The organism is Christensenella timonensis (genome assembly GCF_900087015.1).
GTDB classification, from domain to species: domain Bacteria; phylum Bacillota; class Clostridia; order Christensenellales; family Christensenellaceae; genus Christensenella; species Christensenella timonensis.
Window position 1 is genome coordinate 1045985 of sequence record NZ_FLKP01000002.1, and the last position, 18713, is coordinate 1064697.

At 50.2% G+C, this 18713-nt stretch carries 16 protein-coding genes; 11 read left to right on the plus strand and 5 right to left on the minus strand.

Translation table 11 applies throughout. The annotated features are described in order from the left end of the window. Positions 1-183: 183 nt before the first annotated feature. Positions 184-1104, minus strand: a complete 921-nt coding sequence (locus BN6471_RS06495) for a serine O-acetyltransferase (RefSeq protein ID WP_066646725.1) — start codon at positions 1102-1104, stop codon at positions 184-186. A 134-nt stretch (positions 1105-1238) separates the two neighbouring features. Here BN6471_RS06495 and metA point away from each other — a divergent pair, with 134 nt between their 5' ends. Both metA and cysK read left to right on the plus strand, forming a co-directional pair. Continuing rightward, a complete protein-coding gene (metA, locus tag BN6471_RS06500) occupies positions 1239-2165 on the plus strand; it encodes a homoserine O-acetyltransferase MetA (RefSeq protein WP_066646729.1) in 927 nt (308 codons plus the stop codon). A gap of 4 nt (positions 2166-2169) precedes the next feature. Then, on the plus strand, positions 2170-3075 hold the full coding sequence (gene cysK, locus BN6471_RS06505) for a cysteine synthase A (protein WP_066646736.1): 906 nt from the start codon (positions 2170-2172) through the stop codon (positions 3073-3075). Between the two features lie 74 nt (positions 3076-3149). Here the strand turns inward: cysK and BN6471_RS06510 are convergent, their stop codons facing one another. The 4 genes from BN6471_RS06510 to BN6471_RS06525 form a co-directional block, all read right to left on the minus strand. Further along, positions 3150-4388 (minus strand): uroporphyrinogen decarboxylase family protein, encoded by a 1239-nt coding sequence (locus tag BN6471_RS06510; protein ID WP_066646738.1) that lies wholly within the window; start codon positions 4386-4388, stop codon positions 3150-3152. Between the two features lie 92 nt (positions 4389-4480). Continuing rightward, positions 4481-5635: a Gfo/Idh/MocA family protein gene (locus tag BN6471_RS06515; protein WP_066646739.1), complete on the minus strand. Its 1155-nt coding sequence runs from the start codon at positions 5633-5635 to the stop codon at positions 4481-4483. Positions 5636-5657: 22 nt separating this feature from the next. Further along, a complete protein-coding gene (locus BN6471_RS06520; protein WP_066646741.1) occupies positions 5658-6767 on the minus strand; it encodes a carbohydrate kinase family protein in 1110 nt (369 codons plus the stop codon). 9 nt (positions 6768-6776) lie between these two features. Further along, positions 6777-7688, minus strand: coding sequence for a sugar phosphate isomerase/epimerase family protein (locus tag BN6471_RS06525; protein WP_066646744.1), 912 nt, complete (start codon positions 7686-7688; stop codon positions 6777-6779). Positions 7689-8184: 496 nt separating this feature from the next. On the opposite strand from BN6471_RS06525, the gene deoC reads away from it, so the two are divergent. The 9 genes from deoC (at position 8185) to BN6471_RS06570 (ending at position 18712) form a co-directional block, all read left to right on the plus strand. After that, positions 8185-8916 (plus strand): deoxyribose-phosphate aldolase, encoded by a 732-nt coding sequence (gene deoC, locus BN6471_RS06530; protein ID WP_066646747.1) that lies wholly within the window; start codon positions 8185-8187, stop codon positions 8914-8916. Positions 8917-9077: 161 nt separating this feature from the next. After that, entirely contained in the window at positions 9078-11192 is a 2115-nt protein-coding gene (locus BN6471_RS06535; protein WP_066646750.1) for an oxidoreductase, read from the plus strand. Between the two features lie 86 nt (positions 11193-11278). After that, positions 11279-12055, plus strand: a complete 777-nt coding sequence (locus tag BN6471_RS06540; RefSeq protein WP_066646752.1) for a GntR family transcriptional regulator — start codon at positions 11279-11281, stop codon at positions 12053-12055. Positions 12056-12171: 116 nt separating this feature from the next. Then, complete coding sequence (locus tag BN6471_RS06545) at positions 12172-13359, plus strand: substrate-binding domain-containing protein (RefSeq protein WP_066646754.1); 1188 nt, start codon at positions 12172-12174, stop codon at positions 13357-13359. Positions 13360-13474: 115 nt separating this feature from the next. Next, a complete protein-coding gene (locus BN6471_RS06550; RefSeq protein WP_066646756.1) occupies positions 13475-14992 on the plus strand; it encodes a sugar ABC transporter ATP-binding protein in 1518 nt (505 codons plus the stop codon). 11 nt (positions 14993-15003) lie between these two features. Beyond that, the gene (locus tag BN6471_RS06555) at positions 15004-16023 is read left to right on the plus strand and encodes an ABC transporter permease (protein WP_162270185.1); all 1020 of its coding nucleotides are present in this window, start codon (positions 15004-15006) and stop codon (positions 16021-16023) included. Further along, positions 16020-17018 (plus strand): ABC transporter permease, encoded by a 999-nt coding sequence (locus tag BN6471_RS06560; RefSeq protein ID WP_066646760.1) that lies wholly within the window; start codon positions 16020-16022, stop codon positions 17016-17018. The genes BN6471_RS06555 and BN6471_RS06560 overlap by 4 nt, the downstream gene beginning before the upstream one ends. Positions 17019-17143: 125 nt before the next feature. Continuing rightward, positions 17144-18178, plus strand: coding sequence for an SIS domain-containing protein (locus tag BN6471_RS06565; RefSeq protein WP_066646768.1), 1035 nt, complete (start codon positions 17144-17146; stop codon positions 18176-18178). Between the two features lie 96 nt (positions 18179-18274). Next, a complete protein-coding gene (locus tag BN6471_RS06570) occupies positions 18275-18712 on the plus strand; it encodes an RbsD/FucU family protein (protein WP_066646771.1) in 438 nt (145 codons plus the stop codon). Position 18713: the final 1 nt, after the last annotated feature.

Genomic DNA, 18713 nt, shown 5'->3' on the forward strand with positions numbered 1-18713 from the left:
CCTCCTGTAATATTAGTACGATATTGTACTAATTACTCCGACGCTGTACATCATAACAGAAGAAAAAAATTTTGTCAATAAAAAATACGGCCTGCCTGAGGCCGCATCATTTTGCATAGGGTTTTCGCCTTTGCTGTGATGGAAGGATGGCGACTTCCGCGATAGAAGCCTTTTGCATTTATGTTACTTCCCGTTTGTGATCAGCGTAGGGGAAGGGGAAGCATTATAGACGGTCGTGCATGCTTCCACGGAATGTGTGAGCCATACGTTGCCGCCGATCACGCAGCCTTCGCCGATGACTGTATCGCCGCCCAGGATGGTTGCGCCTGAATAGATGATGACATTGTCGCGGATATCGGGATGGCGCTTGACCCCTTTGACGGGATGGCCGTTTTCATCCAGCTCGAAGCTTTTTGCGCCCAGCGTTACGCCCTGGTAGATCTTGACATGGTTGCCGATGGTACATGTTTCGCCAATGACCACGCCTGTACCGTGGTCGATAAAAAAGTGTTCGCCGACCGTAGCGCCCGGATGGATATCGATCCCTGTTTTACTGTGCGCTTGCTCGGTCATCATACGCGGCAGCAGGGGAATGTCCAGTTTATAAAAGATATGGGCAAGGCGGTAGATGCTGATCGCCTCGAACCCAGGGTAGGCAAGCAAAATCTCTTCGTGGGACTTCGCCGCAGGATCGCCGCAGTAAGCGGCGTCGATGTCCGTATTCAAAAGCCGCGCGACCCGGGGCAACTGCTCCATGAAGCGGACAGTGATCTTTTCCGCGGTTTCCCTGCATTTGTCACAATCGATGCGGTGGCGGTGCTCGAGCTGGCACTGGTTCACCAAAACCTCCGCGATCATGCAGTCGAGCAGCACGGCGGCTTCACGCAGGCGGCGCGTGACCGTTTCCTGCAGCTCCGCTTCCTTCGTGATATTACTGTCGTAAATATTAGGGTACATGGCGCTCCTGACCAGGTCGATAAACGCGGCGACCTTTCGCTTCATCCCGAAGCCGCTGATCGTATCGTCCGTGATATTGGGCCTATTGATCGTCATGATCTCGCGCGCGAGATGCGTCGCGCCATTGTCTTTCCATTCCTGCAGCATAGATACTCCTATGGGGTATTCCCGCGGTAAAAAACGGGATTCAATTTGTATAAAAACGTGTACAATAATTATAGTTTACTATATAATGATAGTCAAACGTTGTTTTGAATACGCAAGGAAAGGGGAAATGCAATATGCCTATCAACATCAGCAGTAAATTACCGGCAGCGCGGACACTGGCGCAGGAGGGCATATTCACAATGCCCTTAGAGCGCGCAACGCAGCAGGACATCCGTCCGCTGCGGATCGTAATCTTAAACATCATGCCCACCAAAGAACAGACGGAAACGCAATTGATGCGTTTGCTTGCCAATTCGCCATTGCAGGTGGAGGTCGTGCTGCTGCATCCGGCAACGCATATTTCCAAAAACACGCCCATCGAGCACTTGAACGCATTTTATAAAACGTTCGACGATATCAAGGATGAAAAATACGACGGGCTGATCATTACCGGCGCGCCCGTGGAACAAATCCCTTTCGAGAAAGTGACCTACTGGCAGGAAATGACGCAGATCATGGACTGGAGCAGGAAGAACGTTTATTCTACGATGTATATCTGCTGGGCGGCGCAGGCGGGGCTTTACTACCATTATGGGATCGAAAAATATCCGTGCGAGCAAAAGCTGTCCGGGATATACCTGCACAAGCGTACGCCGAACAACTGGCCGCTGCTGCGCGGGTTTGACGATGAATTCTGGGCGCCGCATTCGCGCCACTCATACGTCAAAAAATCGGATATACAGGAAAATCCGGCGCTTGAAATATTATGTGAATTTGAAGACGACGGCGTATACCTTGTTTCGGCAAAGCGCGGCCGCCAGATCTTTGTCACGGGACACCCGGAATATGATGCGAATACGCTCAAGACAGAATATGTGCGTGACATCGCGCGCGGGCTGGACGTGCCTGTGCCTGTCCACTATTTTCCGGACAACGACCCCAGCAAACCGCCGGTCGTGCGCTGGCGCGGACATGCAAACCTGCTCTTTAATAACTGGCTCAACTATTATGTATATCAGGAAACGCCTTATGACGTGAAATCTATCAAGAACGAGGAGTAAGGATATGAAATTAGCAAAGAAACTGACAGACCTGATCGGAGAAACGCCGCTTTTGCAGCTTAATAACATCAACCCTTCCATCTGGGCGAAGCTGGAATACTTCAACCCGCAGGGAAGCGTGAAAGACCGTCCGGCTTATTATATGATGAAGGACGGGATCGAAAGAGGGCTGGTCGGTGAAAATACGGTGATCGTGGAATCCACAAGCGGGAACACGGGCATTGCCCTTGCCTATATCTGTACCTGCCTTGGCCTACACCTGGTGCTGACGATGCCGGAATCCATGAGCATCGAGCGCAGGAGATTATTATCCGCCTTGGGTGCGGAACTGGTTTTGACGCCTGCGGCAGACGGCATGCGCGGGGCGATCATGCGCGCACGGGAGATTCGCGATGAAAGAAGCGGTTATATGCCCGACCAGTTTGAAAGCCCGGCAAATGTACGCTCGCACAGGGAGACGACGGCGCAGGAGATTTTGCGTGACATGGTAGGCGACGTCGATATCTTTATTGCGGGCGTGGGAACAGGCGGCACCATCACAGGCTGCGGGCAGGTGTTCAAAGCAAAACGGCCGGAAACACAGGTGATTGCGGTAGAGCCTGCGGAAAGCCCGGTGCTTTCGGGCGGCAAGCCATCCCCGCATAAAATACAGGGGATCGGCGCGGGGTTCGTGCCCAAGATTTTAGACAGGGATATCATCGACGAGGTGATCACCGTTTATACGGATGAGGCATATGAAGCGGCTAGGCTGCTTTCCCACAAAGAAGGCGTGTTATGCGGCGTATCGTCCGGCGCGGCTTTGTTTGCGGCAATGCGGGTCGCGGAACGGCCGGAAAATAAGGAAAAGAAGATCGTCGTTATCCTGCCGGATACCGGGGAACGTTACCTGTCCACGGACTTGTTTGGTTGATTTTGAATAATTTCCTACCTATTATATATAATAAAACAAACGCCCGTTTATTAAAACGGGCGTTTGTTTCTTTTTCAGCGTATGCCGTAGGTAAGGGTCGTCTCGAACATGGCCTCGATATTCTCCGTCTTGGCGTCGTCGATCATGGTGCCGCTGTCCATGATATAGCCGCCGCCCGGCGCACAGGTATCGATGAGCCATTTGCAATAGTCGACGACCTCCTGCCTGCTGCCGTAGCTTAACGTTACGGCGGGGACGTTGCCCATGATACAGGAATGTCCGCCCAATGTTTTTTTCACCTGCTCCATGTCCGTATATTCAAAAGAAAAGATCGCCTTGCCCGGCGTGATCTCCGTAAGATAGCCGAGGCGAGAGTTGTACGCGCCTTCCACATAAACGACGGGAGTCAGTCCTGCGTCGGCCACGGCATTGATGTATTTGCGCAGCGACGGCCAGTAAAAGGTTTTGAACTGCTCGTCAGACATGAATTCGTCCACGCCCTTATGCAGCCAATACCATACGAACGGCGTTTCTTTGCCGCTGCAGCCCTTGATGGTATCTTCGATTGCATAGTCCGTGACCACATCGATGAGCTCCAAAAGCTCCTGCGGGTGGTCGAACATATCCATGAGGATAGGCACGGTACCGCGCATGGAATCCCCGATCATGTCGAAGGGCGCATAGGCAAAGCCCGCATAGATGAGCGGGATGCCAAACCGGTTTTTGAGCTTTTGCCCGTATTCGCCGAGGTAAGCAAACCATTCGCTTAGGATTTTACCCGTTTCCACCATTGCTTCGAGCGTACTGATGACCTGTGGATCGGCGAAATTGAGCAGCGTGCCAATATGCCCAAACCACATGGCGTTGCGGAAATCGAGTTTGGCAAGGCCGGGGAAGTTCGCAAAGCTGCGCGGCATCCATTTGTTCATCATGAACTTGGTCATGTCGCGGATCGCTTCCGGGTATTCGTCGGCGGTCATATACTCACCCTCCGCATACTGGTACATAGCGTTGGGATCGTCTATATCGTGACCCGGCCAACGATACCACGTGATCCCCGAACGCTCGAGGTAAGCCGTGGGATTAAAGAGGATCGGATCCCAGCCTAGGTCGGGCTGGAAATGCTGGTAGAAAATATCGTAGGCGGCCCCCGCTTTTTTCCAGTCTTCCATGGCGTCCTGGATCGTATAACCGGCATAATAGATGGGGAAGGCCTGGAATACGGGCACGAGGGGGACGCGGTCAGGCTCCCTTACCGCCGCCGCATCCATCACCCTTTTGAGTCTTGCATCATATTCTTCACGTATCGTCATAAAGGATTCCTCCGGGATTTGATACCTGTATTATAGCACAAAACAAAAAACAGGCATATGATTTCCATATGCCTGTTTGCTTGCCTGGAAACTTACAGGGAAAGCCATTTCTCCTGCTTTGCGGATTCAACGATCGCTTCGCACAGCTGCAGCTCGCGCAGGCCTGCTTCAAACGTCGGAAATTCCGGTGTTGCGCCTGTCTTATAACCCTCCGCGCGGATGTAGTTATAGAACTTGGTAGCAAATTGCTTGATCGTATCCGGGAAACCCTCGTTGTGGCCGCCGGGATAGGAGACCAGCTGCGCCGCTTCACGGTGCATGAGCGAAGGATCTTTCATCAGTACATGGTTCGCTTCGTCGCGTTCGCCGATCCACATTTCGTTGGGACGCTCCGTGTTGATCGCGATGGATTTTTTGCTGCCGTAGATCTCGAACCAAATGCGGTTTTTGCGTCCCGCGGCAACCTGGTTGACCGTCATGGAGCCGTGCGCGCCGTTATCGAATTTTAAGAGTACGGACGCGTAATCTTCCGTATTGATCGGAACGTCTGCATAATCATCGGGCGTGAGCACCTTGCCGGAATAAGTCTCGACCGGCTTTAAAGGCTTTTTGCGGGTGGGGTAGAAGGTCGCGAAATCCGCGCATACCTTGTCGATCTTAATGCCTGTCATGAATTCAACGGAATCCAGCCAGTGCGAACCGATGTCTGCTACCGCGCGGGAATCGCCGCTGAATTTTGGCTCCAAACGCCAGCTGTAGTCCGTTTCCTTAAACAGCCAGTCCTGCTGGTAAGAACCGTTGACCGCAAAGATTTTCCCCAGTTCCCCGTTCTGGATCATCGCACGCGCTTCGTGGATGACGGGGTAAAAACGGATGTTGAAGTGCACCGCGTTTGCAAGGCCCTTTTCCTTGGCAAGGGCGATCAGCTCTTTGGCCTGCGCGCTGTTCATCGTGAGCGGCTTTTCGCATACGACATGCTTGCCGGCCAGAAGCGCTTCTTTCGCCATCTGGAAATGGAAGCTGTTGGGTGAGCAGATATGTACGACGTCGATCTCCGGATCGGCCAGCAGTTGCTGATAGTTCCCGTAGCTTTTATCGATAGAAAGCTGCTCCGCTTTTGCTTTTGCCGTTGCGTCGTCGATATCGGCGAGGGCGACAACATCCACAAAGCCTAACCTGCGCAGCGCTTCAATATGTGTAGGCCCGATAAAGCCTGTTCCAATGACGCCAGTTCTGATTTTTTCCATGAATATCATTCCTTTCTAAATTTCATTCCCAAGTATTAAGAAAATTTTTGAGCTCTTCCGTGTCGGGGCTTTTGGCGTTGCGGACATAATAGCCGGACGCGCCTACGCCGCACAGAAGGCATTGCTGATACGGATAACCGTTCATCCATCCAAGCACAAAGCCTGAATTGAAGGTATCTCCCGCACCCGTCGTGAGCACGGGATGCTCACAGTACGGCCCGGCAACCTCGTAGTAGGCGCCTCCTGCATAACAGCAGGCACGGTCTACGGGATGGATGACAAGGCAATCGATCCTGATGTCCTTTACTAAACTTTCGCATAACTCCTTGAGCGGATAAGCCTGATAGTCGCTGATCTGCCCGCCGTATAATTCCGCGATCTCGCATGCTTCCTTTTTATTGAGGCCGAGCGTAACAGGGAAACCGGCTTTTGAAAAAGCATTGATCAGCTCTATGGCTTCCTTGATGTCCTGCGCGCTGCGTTTTTCCGGATCCGCAAGGTCAAAGAACAAACGCTTATCCTGCGGGCGGCTTTTCATCCGCGGCAGCACATCGGCGAGAAAACTCCGCCAGATATCGCTCATGTGGGGAAGCATGGTCCAGTTCTCCATACCGATGAGGTCGCTTTCGTCCACAATTTTTACAAATGCGTCGAGGCCCACCTTCTCCATGATCCGTTCCCAGGTGACATTTTTAAAATGCTCGATCTTGGAAACGATGATCTTGCCGTCATGGAATTCGTAGGCGTCCGTATGTCCGGGCTCTGTAAGACCGATCATCACGGAGCCTGCCGCCAGTTCGTCAAAAACGGGATCGTGCCCGTTTTCGCCCACACAGCCAATATAGGTAAGGGAGATGTTATGCTTTTTCAGGGCGTTGGCAAAAATGGGGCCGTTGCCGCCGAGCTTTTTCTGGACAGCGACGATTTCTACATTGGTAGAAAGGCCGCAGCCATTTTTCAAACGCTCGGAGTAGGAGAGGATCGTATCGATCCGGGAAAAGTTTTCAGGATCGATACGCTTATCCACCACATGCACGATCTCGTCTACGAAACCGTCAAACCCGATGAGTGCCTTGAGCGGCGCAACGCCGCCCGCCAGTTTTTGTGAGAGTTCTTTCTTCGCTTCGTTCATTCCCGGCTCCTAGATAAAATTCCGCATATATCTCTGGGAAAGCTCGATAGAATGAAGCTTGTCCTCAAGCGTATCTTCAAACGCACGGTCTTCCACTTCGATCACAGCGGGGCCTTTGTAGTGGATATCGTAGAGCGCGGAAATGGTCTTGCCCCAGTCGATATCGCCTAAGCCCGGCAGTTTGGGCGCATGATATTCAAGAGGCGTTGCCATCATGCCGACTTTGTTGTAACGGTCCCTATAGAATTTTACGTCCTTGATGTGGAAATGGAACATCTTGTCCGCAAAATCGTAAATAGGCTGGATGTAGTCCATCTGCGGCCATACCAAATGGGACGGGTCATAGTTGAGCCCGAAATATTTACTGTCGATGATGGAGAACATATCCGTCCAGATAGCGGGGGTGGAGGCTAAGTTTTTGCCGCCCGGCCATTCGTCCATGGAATAGAACATCGCGCAGTTCTCAATGCCGACCTTGACGTCATTGTCCTCTGCGAATTTGATGATGTCGGGCCAGATCTCTTTAAAAGCTTTCATGTTTTCGGAGATCGGCAACGACGGGTCTTTGCCGATGAAGGTATTCATATTGTGAAGGCCCAAGATCCGTGCGCCTTCGATACATTTTTTGATATGGTCGACGGATGTTTTGCGTACGGCCGGATCGGGATCGAGCGGGTTGGGGTAATAACCGATGGCGGAAATCTCCACATTTTTTTCTTTCAGGTAATTATTGATGTATTCGGCTTTTGCTTGGTCGAGGGAAGCGACGTCGATGTGCGTCACACCTGCGTAACGGCGTTCCGCCTTACCGACAGGCCAGGCAGCCACTTCCACACACTCCATGCCGATCTTGCTTGCATAGTCGATCAGCTGCTCAAAAGAGTATTCCGGTAAAATAGCACTTACAAATCCAAGTTTCATGTTTAGATCCTCCTTTAAAATATGTATTTGTTTCAAGGTTTTGCGATATCCCAGTGGCGCATGCCGCTTTGTATGATTTATATGATTTGTATTATTTGTATCATAATAAATGTTTGGCATAATTGCAATAGTTTTTTGCAAAAACCTGAAATATTCATTTCTTTTTATTATATATGAAACAAGCGAAAAAACAAACATGGGGAAGGTGAAAAATGCGGGTAAATGAATTCTAAAAAAAGGGAAAAATTTTGCTTGCATTTCAAAAGGATGGGTGATACAATACAAACAAATAGAACAAATAATACAAATGATACAAATAAGACATAAATTACAAATATTACAAACAACGAAATATCTTTGCAATAACCATCAAGGGCAAGCGCAGAAAGCTGTGCAGAAGCGGCATGGCAGGGCGGGACGATTCCCGCGGCTGGATCAGGGCTCACTATAAGGATTCATATATTGATAAAAATTTATATTATCAGGAGGAAAGATCATGAAACCTACGAAGAAAGCAAGCGAGATGTCGGTAAAGGAATTGGCTGCATACATTGACCAGTCTGTTTTGAAGCCGGAGTTTACACAGGACGATATCCGTAAGTATATCCAGGAAGGGATCGACTTTGGCTGCATCACAGTATGCATCAACCCGGCGTCCCTCGATATCGCAGCGGAGCTGACAAAGGGAACGGATACGAAGATCTGCGTGGTATGCGACTTCCCGTTCGGTCTTTCGACAACTGCTTCCAAAGTGATGCAGGCGGAAGAATATTGTAAGAGGGGCGACGTATTCGAGCTGGATATCGTTGCGAACTATGGATGGCTGCGCAGCGGCATGTACAAAGAAGTGGAAGAGGATATCAAGGCAGTCGTAGACGTATGCCATAAATACGGTACGGCAGTCAAGGTGATCATTGAAACAGATTCCCTGACGCTGGACGAGATCAAGGAAGGTACGAAAGCGGCCGTACGCGCTGGCGCAGACTTCATCAAGAGCTCGACGGGTTTCTATACGGGCGGCAAGAGCGAAGGCGCAACGGTGGAGGTTGTGCAGGCGATGATGGATGCCGGCGAAGGCAAGATCAAAGTCAAAGGTTCCGGCGGGATCCGCACGAGAGAACATTTCCTAAAGCTGATCGACATGGGCATCGACCGCATGGGCGTTGGCTATCGCTCCACACCGGATGTGCTTGGCGTAACGATCGAAGAAGTCAGGAAGCAGAAATAACTTTTTCATAATTGCTATGCTGCATGCGCCTCCAAGGCGCATGCAGCATAAAAACCTCGAGGTTTGGCCCCGTCTAACCAACTTTCAGTAAATTATTTAACGTTTTTTTAAGAAGTAAAATTTAATCACAGTCTCATTATTTTTAAACGGAGGTAAAAAAGATGGCTTTTGAACACATTTTTCAACCGATCAAAATCAAGAACATGGTCGTACCGAACAGAACGGTGCATGTTCCGACGGATATTAGTTCGGCAGATCCGGATGGCGGCATCAATGACCGTGTAATCCGGTATCATGAAGAGATCGCAAAGGGCGGTACGGGCCTCATCATCGTGGGCGCTTCCACACCGAACAGGCACACGGGACGTCCGACGGTAACCTGTATTTCTGCTGACGAAGATTATTATATCCCAGGTCTTCACATGCTTGCAAAAGCGATGCAGAAGCACGGCGCAAAATGTGCGGTACAGATCCAGCATCCGGGCCGCCAGGCGGCATACCCGAGAAAAGGGCAGATTTCCTGCTCGGATATGGTATCCTACCTGCCGGGCAGCGCTGGCCACGAGGTCGTTTATGCAGGCGGACAGGCACACGGCAAGATCGCCCGCGAGATGACGGTAGAGGAAGTATACGATCTGGCAGAACGCTTTGCAGAAGCTGCGTGGCGCGTAAAAGAAGCCGGCTTTGACTGCGTGGAGCTGCATGCTGCACACGGTTACATGATCGCACAGTTCATGAGCCCGGCCACAAACACAAGAAACGACCGCTTTGGCGGAAAATATGAAAACCGCATGCGTTTCATCCTGGAGATCATCGACAGGATCAAACAAAAGTGTGGCGAAGACTTCCCGATTCTGGTAAGATATTCCGGTGAAGAATGGAAGCACGACGGCAGGAAGCTTGACGAATCCATCAAGATCGCAAAGACGCTGGAAGAAGCGGGCGTTGCGGCGCTTGATATCTCGGCCGGCATCTTCGACCTTGCAGAAACGGTTATGGATCCGATGTATTATACGGAAGGCTGGAACACGTATTCCGCAGAAGCGATCAAAAAGGCTGTCAATATCCCGGTCATCACCAGCCACACACTGCGCAGCCCCGAATATTGCGACCAGATTATCGCAGAGGGCAAGACGGATATGGTCGGTTTCTCGCGCCAGATGCTTGCAGACCCGTACTGGGCGAACAAAGCAAAAGCAGGCGATGTAGACAGCATCCGCAAGTGCATCAGCTGCCTCGTTGGCTGCTGGTCCGAATCCCTGATGATCAAGCACGAAATGCGCTGCGCGGTCAACCCGGCGATCGGCGATACGCGTTTCCTCGATATGAAACCGGCGAACAAAGGCTTGAAGGTCGCGATCGTCGGCGGCGGTATCGCAGGTATGGAAGCGGCAAGGATCGCGACCCTGCGCGGACACGACGTGACACTGTATGAAAAGGACAGCGAGCTTGGCGGTATCCTCCGTACATGCTGTATGGTTCCGCCGAAGGGCAAGATGAAATGGTATATGGATTGGATGCGCCGCCAGATGAAAGAGCTGAACGTCAACATCAAGCTCAACACGGAAGCAACGGTCGATATGCTCAAGGGTTATGACGTTGTACTGTGCGGTACGGGCAGCAATCCGGTGATCCCGGATATCCCGGGCAAGGAAAAGGGCGTGAAGTTTGAAGACGTGCTGGTATGCGTGAAGAAGAACTGTGAATACTGGCCGCAGTGCGGTAAGCGCGAGCCTGCCAAGGTTGGTCAGAAGGTCGTTGTTTACGGCAACCACTACGGCGCTACGGATACGGCGGAGGCGCTGGCGCTTCGCGGCAAGGAAATCATCTATGTGACACAGGACAGCGAATTTGCACCGCACATCGAAAACGTACATAAAGAAGTATTGAAAGTGCGTTTTGCAGGAGGTAACGGCGGCGGACTGCCGGAAGAGCATCCGATCAAGATCCCGGTAGATGTGAAGCTCTCGACGACATTGCTTGAGATCAAAGACGGCAGCGTTGTCCTGATGGACAGCAAGTTCAATAAATACGAAGTAGAATGTGATACTGTCGTATTCGGCGAATATGCATCCAACACGAAGCTGTATGACGAGTTGGTTGCGGCAGGCGTGCTCGTAGGCAACATCGGCGACTCCAGGAAGATCCGCAACGTGCGTGGCGCGATGACGGATGGTGCGGACGCAGGACTGATGCTGGACGAGGGCCTGTTCATGAACGCAAATAACGTCCTTTCGAGCAATCTGCCGATGGATGTTGAAAAAATGATGAAATAAGAAAAAAAATGATAAAAAGTGTACCAAAATGATGAATTGTGTGATACAATAGGAATCGTGGTACGGAAGTAAGAGGTAAGAAGGACATGAGCCCTATATTTGACAGCGAAATTCAATTTGAGAGCAAGCTGCCTTTGCATTACCAGATCATGATGATCATCAAGCGGAATATTGCCTCGAAGAATATCCTGCCGGGCGACAAACTGCCGACAGAAGAAGAATTTTGCAATGTATTTGGCGTCAGCCGCTCCACTGTCCGGGCCGCGATCGGCGAGCTCGAAGAGGAAGGCATGGTGACCAGGGTTCGTGGAAAAGGAACCTTTATCTCAAAGACAAAGCTGAAGAGGAAAATGGAACAGGTGTACAGCTTCTCTCATCAAATGGAAGCTTCCAGCCTTGTTCCTTCCTCGAGGCTTCTGGAATTCAAGACGATTGCCGCTTCCGACGGGCTGATCGACCTGTTCGGCCTGGAGGAAAACGACCCGGTTTACGAGATCGTGCGGCTTAGGATGGCGAACGGGGAACCGCTTCTTTTGGAAACGACATTCCTGCCTGTAAAGGTACATCCGACGCTGCGCGCAGAAGTTTTGGAAAGCGGGTCGCTGTATGATTCGCTGCGGGATGAGGCGAAGATTTCGCCCTATATCGCAGAGGAAACGTACGAAAGCATCGTGTTTGAAGAAAGCATCTGCAAAATGCTGGAATGTCAATATCCTACATGCGGTTTTTATGTAGAGCGTATTACGCGGCAGGAATCCGGCGACGCCTATGAGCTGACGCAGTCGTTCATGCGCGGAGACCGCTCTAAAATTTCTATCACGCTGCAGCAGGATATCTACACATTTAATCGAAGTATTGACTAAACAGCTATTGACGCAGTCACGAAATGTGGTTTACAATTGACAAAGCAATACAAAGAAAGATTTCAGTTTATCCGCATGAGCGGATAATTAACAAATATTTTATGGAGGAAAGTAAAATGAAAAAAGTCTTAGTAGTTGTTATGTGCTTAGTACTTGCAGCTGCAATGTTCGTTGGTTGTACGGCAGCGCCGGCAGCTTCCGAAACACCTGCAGCAAGCGAAAGCGCTGCGGCTTCTGAATCGGTTGCGCCGTCCGAGAGCGCAAGCGAGCCGGTTCAGTCCGATGAGAGCGGTGATGAAGCGGAGACAGGCGGCGTTATGAAGATCGTTCCTGAAGGCGACATCGTAATCGGTATCTCTACTGGTTCTTCCGGTACATCGTGGCGTGATATCATGATCGACAACATGAAAACAGTCGGTGATGAGTACAAAGAAGCTGGCAGAATCAAAGACTATAAAATCGTGAACAACACGACAAACGGCGACGCGAACGAGCAGGCGCAGATCCTTCGTCAGTTCGTAGACGATCCGGAAGTGAATGTGATCATGGTGAACCCTAACGATAACACGGCTCTTTCCGAAGTTATCGCTGATGCGCAGAAGGCTGGTAAGCTGGTAGTTGTGTATGACGCTACGGCTGAAGCTCCGGGCGCATTGCAGGTAACGCTGGACCACTATGCTTGGAACACCAAGAATGTTGAAGCTATTTCCAAAGGCGCTGGCGGCAAGGGCAATGCCATCGAGATCTCTGGTCTTGACGGACATCCGGCTAATAACGAACGTATCCGCGCTACGCAGGACGTTCTGAAAAACTATCCTGACATCAAGCTGCTCCAGAGCACGCCTGGTGGCTGGGATCAGACAAAGGCAAAAGAAGCTACGGCACAGATCCTGTCTTCTGGTCAGGAAATCGACATTGTGTATACACAGGATGGTATGGCATATGGCGTACTGCAGGCATTCCAGGATGCCGGCAAACTGCCCAAAGCAATGTATGGCGATCCGGGCACAGCATTCTTCAAGGCTTGGAAAGAACTGCGTGATTCTGGTGCTGACTTCAAAGCTTTCTCGCAGCCGAATCCTCCGGGAATCGGTGCAACCGCGATGCGTCTTGCAGTCAACATGGCAGAAGGTAAAGACCTCGACGAAACAAAACTCGATGGAAATATTTACTACTATGTAGTTAACTCTTTCTATACGGATGAAAACTTTGACGAAGGTTGGGAACAGCTGAAAGATCAGTCCGACGATTATCTGCTGACAGAGTACTTCACAGAAGAACAGGCGCTTGAACTGTTCAAATAATCTTAGCTGATTAAAAGCAGAACTGAAACTTACTACGGGAGCAGGCATCATGCCTGCTCCCGTAAATTAAGTACACAGAAGAATAAATTCACGATGGGAAGGGTGTGAATTTTGGATGGTTTTACTGGAAGCGAAAAACATAACGAAAAGTTTTGGCGGTGTCGCAGCTTTAAGTAATGGTAACCTGACGTGCAGGAAGGGGAAAATTACAGGCCTTCTGGGCGCGAACGGTTCGGGTAAAAGCACAATCTCCAAAATCATTACCGGGGTGTATCTGGCCGACGGTGGTACGGTTACATATAACGGCAATGAGGTAAGCTACAAAAACCCGATTGACGCAAAAAAAGCCGGCATTTCGATGGCTTTTCAAAACTTGAGCCTGCTGCCGGATCTTACGGTATGGCAGAACATTGTGCTCAGTTTTGAAAAGAAAAATAAGTTGTTCTTAGATAATAAGGACGCGAAGGAATTATCCCAGAAAATACTTAATGAGTTTATGCCCGGATTCGATATCGAAAGACGGGTAAGTGAATTGGATTCGAGTGAAATGCAGATCGTTGAGATTGCCAAAGCGATTTCCGAGGATCCGCAATTATTGATATTGGACGAACCGACGGCAGCGCTTGAGCAGGCGCAGGTAAAAGCGCTTTTTAAATATATGCGCAAGTTGGCCGATCAGGGGGTCGCCATGATCTTTACATCCCACCGTCTGTGGGAAGTTCTTGAGATGTGCGACGATATCGTCGTGTTCCGCAACGGTAGTAATGTGGGCGAAATAGACTTTGAAAAGCAGGAGAAAAATCCTGATGAAATCGTACGTCTGATTACTGGGGATGTGGAATGCATCAATACTGTAAAAGAATACCAGCCGATTTCCAATGAAGATAAATTAAAAATTGAAGATCTGAACTATGGAAAATATCTGCGTGGTGTTTCTCTCGAAGTTAAAAAGGGCGAAGTGCTTGGTATTGGCGGACTTGCCGGCCAAGGACAGACGGAGCTGATGCTTGCCCTTGCAGGTAATTATAAGGAAGCGAAGTGCACAGCAACGATCGATGGTGAGCCAATCAAGTTAACACAGCCTGTGAATGCGGTCAGAAAGGGCATACTGCTTGTCCCTGGTGATCGCCAGAAGGAAGGGCTGATGCTCAAGGACTCCGTGTACACAAATATGATTTTCCCAAAATTAGCTCTGAAAAAGCAGCCTCTCTTTACGCCTACGAAGAAATATCGTGAAGAGTGCGAGCAGATCGTAAAAACGCTGTCTATCAAGACTGCGGGGATCGATCTTTCCGTAGATAAGCTCTCGGGTGGTAATCAGCAAAAAGTCGTTGTCGGCAAATGGCTGCCATTCGATACGAATGTGCTGCTTCTTGCCGACCCGGCAAAAGGTGTTGACGTAGGTGCAAAGCACGATCTTTATGAGTTCATCATGAAGATGGTGAAAGAAAAAAATATGAGCGTTATCCTGTATGCAAGTGACAACGACGAGCTTGTGAGTTACTGTGACCGCGTTTTGGTCATGTACGAAGGCAAGATCGTCGGCGAGCTGAAGGGAAAAGAGATTTCAGACGAGGCAATCGTTGAAATGTCGCTGCAGGTAAAATCGCGGGAAGAGAGGGAAGTGCAATGAGCGAAAAAGAAATGACGCACAGGAATGGTTTCCAGAAATTTATGCACAGGCCCGAATTTGCAACGCTGATCATTTTTATCGCAATGATCGTGATTGTCGCGGCTCTGCAGGGAAACTTCTTTGAGCCTTCTTCATTGAGAAACAGTATCATATCGTGGACCCCTTTGATTCTGCTTGCAATGGGGCAGGCGGTCGTTATTATTGCAGGTGGTCTCGACTTATCAAGTGGTCCGGCGATGGCCTTTATGATGTGCGTGATGGCGAGCATCATGAAAAAGGATGACCCGTCGACTGGCCTTCCAGCTCTATTGATGGGCCTGGTGGTCATGTTGGTTGTGGGTATTGTCAATGGCGTGGCTGTTGGATACTTAAAGCTTCCACCTATCATTGCGACGTTTGCAACGTCTTATGTATGGCTGGGTGCATCGCTGTTTATCATGCCGACACCAGGTGGCGAATGTGTAAATTGGATGCGTGCGTTTTATGATTTTGCATCGGTAGAGGCCATGCCAGAAGCATTAAAAGCATTTGGCCAGGCGATTCCGACAGGTGTGTTACTCATTATTGCGGCAGTTGTAATATGGTACTGCGTAAGCAGGACCAGGACAGGCCGTTACATCTATGCGGTCGGTTCCAACCGTACGGTTGCATACCAGAGCGGCATTAATACATCCAAGGTACAGCTCTTAGCGTATATGATCAATGCTATCTTCATTTTTTTCTGTGCGCTTTTCATGGTCGCACAGAACCAGGCAGGCAGCGCGCGTATCGGTGATCCGCTGACATTGCAGTGCGTTGCAGCCGCGGTAGTTGGCGGCGTGGCCTTAACAGGTGGTAAAGGGAATGTATTCATGGCAATCGTTGGCGCGATCATCATGAGCCTTGTTAGCAAGCTGATCTATGTTGCGAATGTAGAGAGCGCATATCAGTCGCTCGTTTCGGGCATCATCATCATTGCGGCAATCGCAAGCTCCACGATTTATACAACAATCAACGAAAGGGCATTGTTGAAAGGGGGGCAAGCTAAATGAATCCGCAGGAAAATATATTAAAGAAAAGAGCGCTGGGAAAAGGATTCCAGAAATATAGTAAACTTGTTATCGCGGCGGTATTGATCGTAATATTATTTGCCGTAGGTGAAATTGTAGTTAAAAATACGACAGGTGGGACATTTGCTTCCTTTGAGCAAGTCTTGCTGATGCTGAAGTTTGCGACGTATATTGCGCTCTTTGGTTTGGCGCAGATGCTCGTGATCAGCGCTGGCGGCGACATCGACCTTTCGGTCGGATACATCGCGACGCTCGTGGCCGTATTGTCTGCAAAGTTTATGGACGGCCAAAACGAGAATCTCTGGATCGCGATTTTGATTGCAATCGGTATTGGTTGCCTGGTTGGTCTTGCAAACGGTCTGTTGACACACTTTGTAAAACTGCCTTCGTTAGTCGTTACAATGGCAATGGCAAATATCCTGCAAGGCGTTGTCAATGTCTATGCAGCCGGTTCCAGTATCACAGGCGCGCCTTCTCCGGTATTGAATGAGGTTGCGGCAAAGATGACGGGAATTTTCCCGAACATACTTTGGGTATTGATCATCGCGACTGTAGTCATCATGGTGATCATGTACAAAACAAAAATCGGCGTGAAGCTGTTAGGCGTTGGATCGAACCCCACGGCGGCCTACCTTTCAGGTATCAATGTCAAGCGTGTAAGGACGATCGCTTTCATGTTCAGCGGTATCATTGCAGGGCTTGTAGGCTTGTTGCTGATTGGCAACCTGGGACAGGCGTTCAAGGACATGGCTTCACAGTATGTCATGCCGAGTATTGCTGCAGTCGTTGTCGGTGGCATCTCCCTTAACGGTGGTGAAGGAAATTTTATTGGCGTTATCTTGGGGGCGGCGGTCTTACAGACACTAACGAACCTGTTCGTTGCATTCGGATGGGGCGATGCAGGTAAATGGCTTGGATATGGACTGATTTTGCTCTTCATGCTGATTGCATATGTCCGTGAGAAAATAAGCAGATAAGATGAAGAGTATAAAAGGTTTTAATTGGATCTGAGCTTTTAGCACACCATTGTAAATGGTACACGTTTACAATGGTGTGTTTTTTAGGGAATCAACAATGAAAGTAACCAATGGGAGGTACCGTTATGACGAAAATGTATGAAGAGATATTGGAGCAGCCGCGCGTTCTCGCAGGAATCCGCGAAAAAAACAAAGGAACCCTGGAAAAACTGCTGGAAGAAATCAAAAAGGCGGATATCCGCCAGGTGGTGATCGCTGCGCGCGGGACGTCCGATCATTGCGCAATCTATGCGAAATACCTGATCGAAATGCTTTTGAAGCTGCCGGTATCCCTTTCCGCACCTTCGGTCAACACGCTGTATGGCTCGCAGATCGTATACCGGGACGCGCTGGTGATCGGGATATCGCAGTCGGGCATGGCGGAGGATGTACTGAGCGTTTTGAAGGACGCGAACAAAAGCGGCATGATCACCGTGGCGGTGACAAACAATACACAGTCCCCCATGGCTGCGGAAGCGCGTTTTAACCTGGATTGCGCGGCAGGACTGGAGAAGAGCGTCGCCGCAACCAAAACATTTACGGCGCAAATGTTTTGCCTGGCGACGCTGATCGTTATGTGGTCGGGTAACAAAGAACTGGCGGCGGCGCTGGAGGTGCTGCCGCAGGGGATCGAAAAAGAAGTAGCCAAAGCGCCGGAGGTGATGGCACTTGCAAAGGAGTACACCTTTATGCAGAGCTGTATCGTTCTGGGACGCGGGCTGCAATACCCGATCGCCCTCGAAGCTTCCCTTAAGATGATGGAAACGACATATACCAATGCACGCGGGTTCGCGGTTTCGGATTTCCAGCATGGGCCGCTGGCACTCATCTCCGACAACCTGCCGGTATTCATTTATTGCGCGAGCGACGAGGCGAAGGCGGACGTACTGGCCGCTGCCAAACGCTATGCGGAGCTGGGGGCATATATCCTGATGGTGACGGACGATCCGGAGAACGCGCAGGATGCGGACAAGTGCCTTCTTGTCGAAAAAAGCTCGAAATATACGGCGCCGTTCCATATGGTGGTGACGGCCCAGATGTTTGCCTGCGGGCTTGCGGAGGCAAAACGATGCAGTCCGGATGCGCCGCGGCATATCCAGAAGGTAACGATCACAAAGTAAAGGCAGGCCGAAAAATCCTCCGCGTAAGATTCGCGGGGGATTTTTTTTCCTGATTTGTGGTATAATGAAATCAAAAAACACAGGAGGAACAATGTCATGTTAAAAGGAATACCGGAAATCATTTCCCCGGAACTGATGAAAACGATCATGGAAATGGGGCATGGCGATGAGATTTGCTTTGGCGACGTAAACTTTCCTGCGCAGTCCATGGGAAAGGACAACCGGGTGATCCGTGCAGACGGCCATACGGTGACAGACCTTCTTGATGCGGTACTCCAGTTTTTCCCGCTGGATGTCTTTGTGGAGCAGCCTGTCGCAGTCATGGATCCGGGCGGCAGCCCGCGTCCGGAGGTATGGGATGAATTTGAATCCATCATCAAAAACAGGGACTTTTCCAACGCCTATAAGGATTTTGAACAAGTTGAGCGCTTTGCGTTTTATGAGCGCGCCAAAAAGTGTTTTGCCGTAGTGGCAACGAGCGAAAGCGCAGGCTACAGCTGCGTTATCCTCAAAAAAGGGGTTATTTTCAAATAGG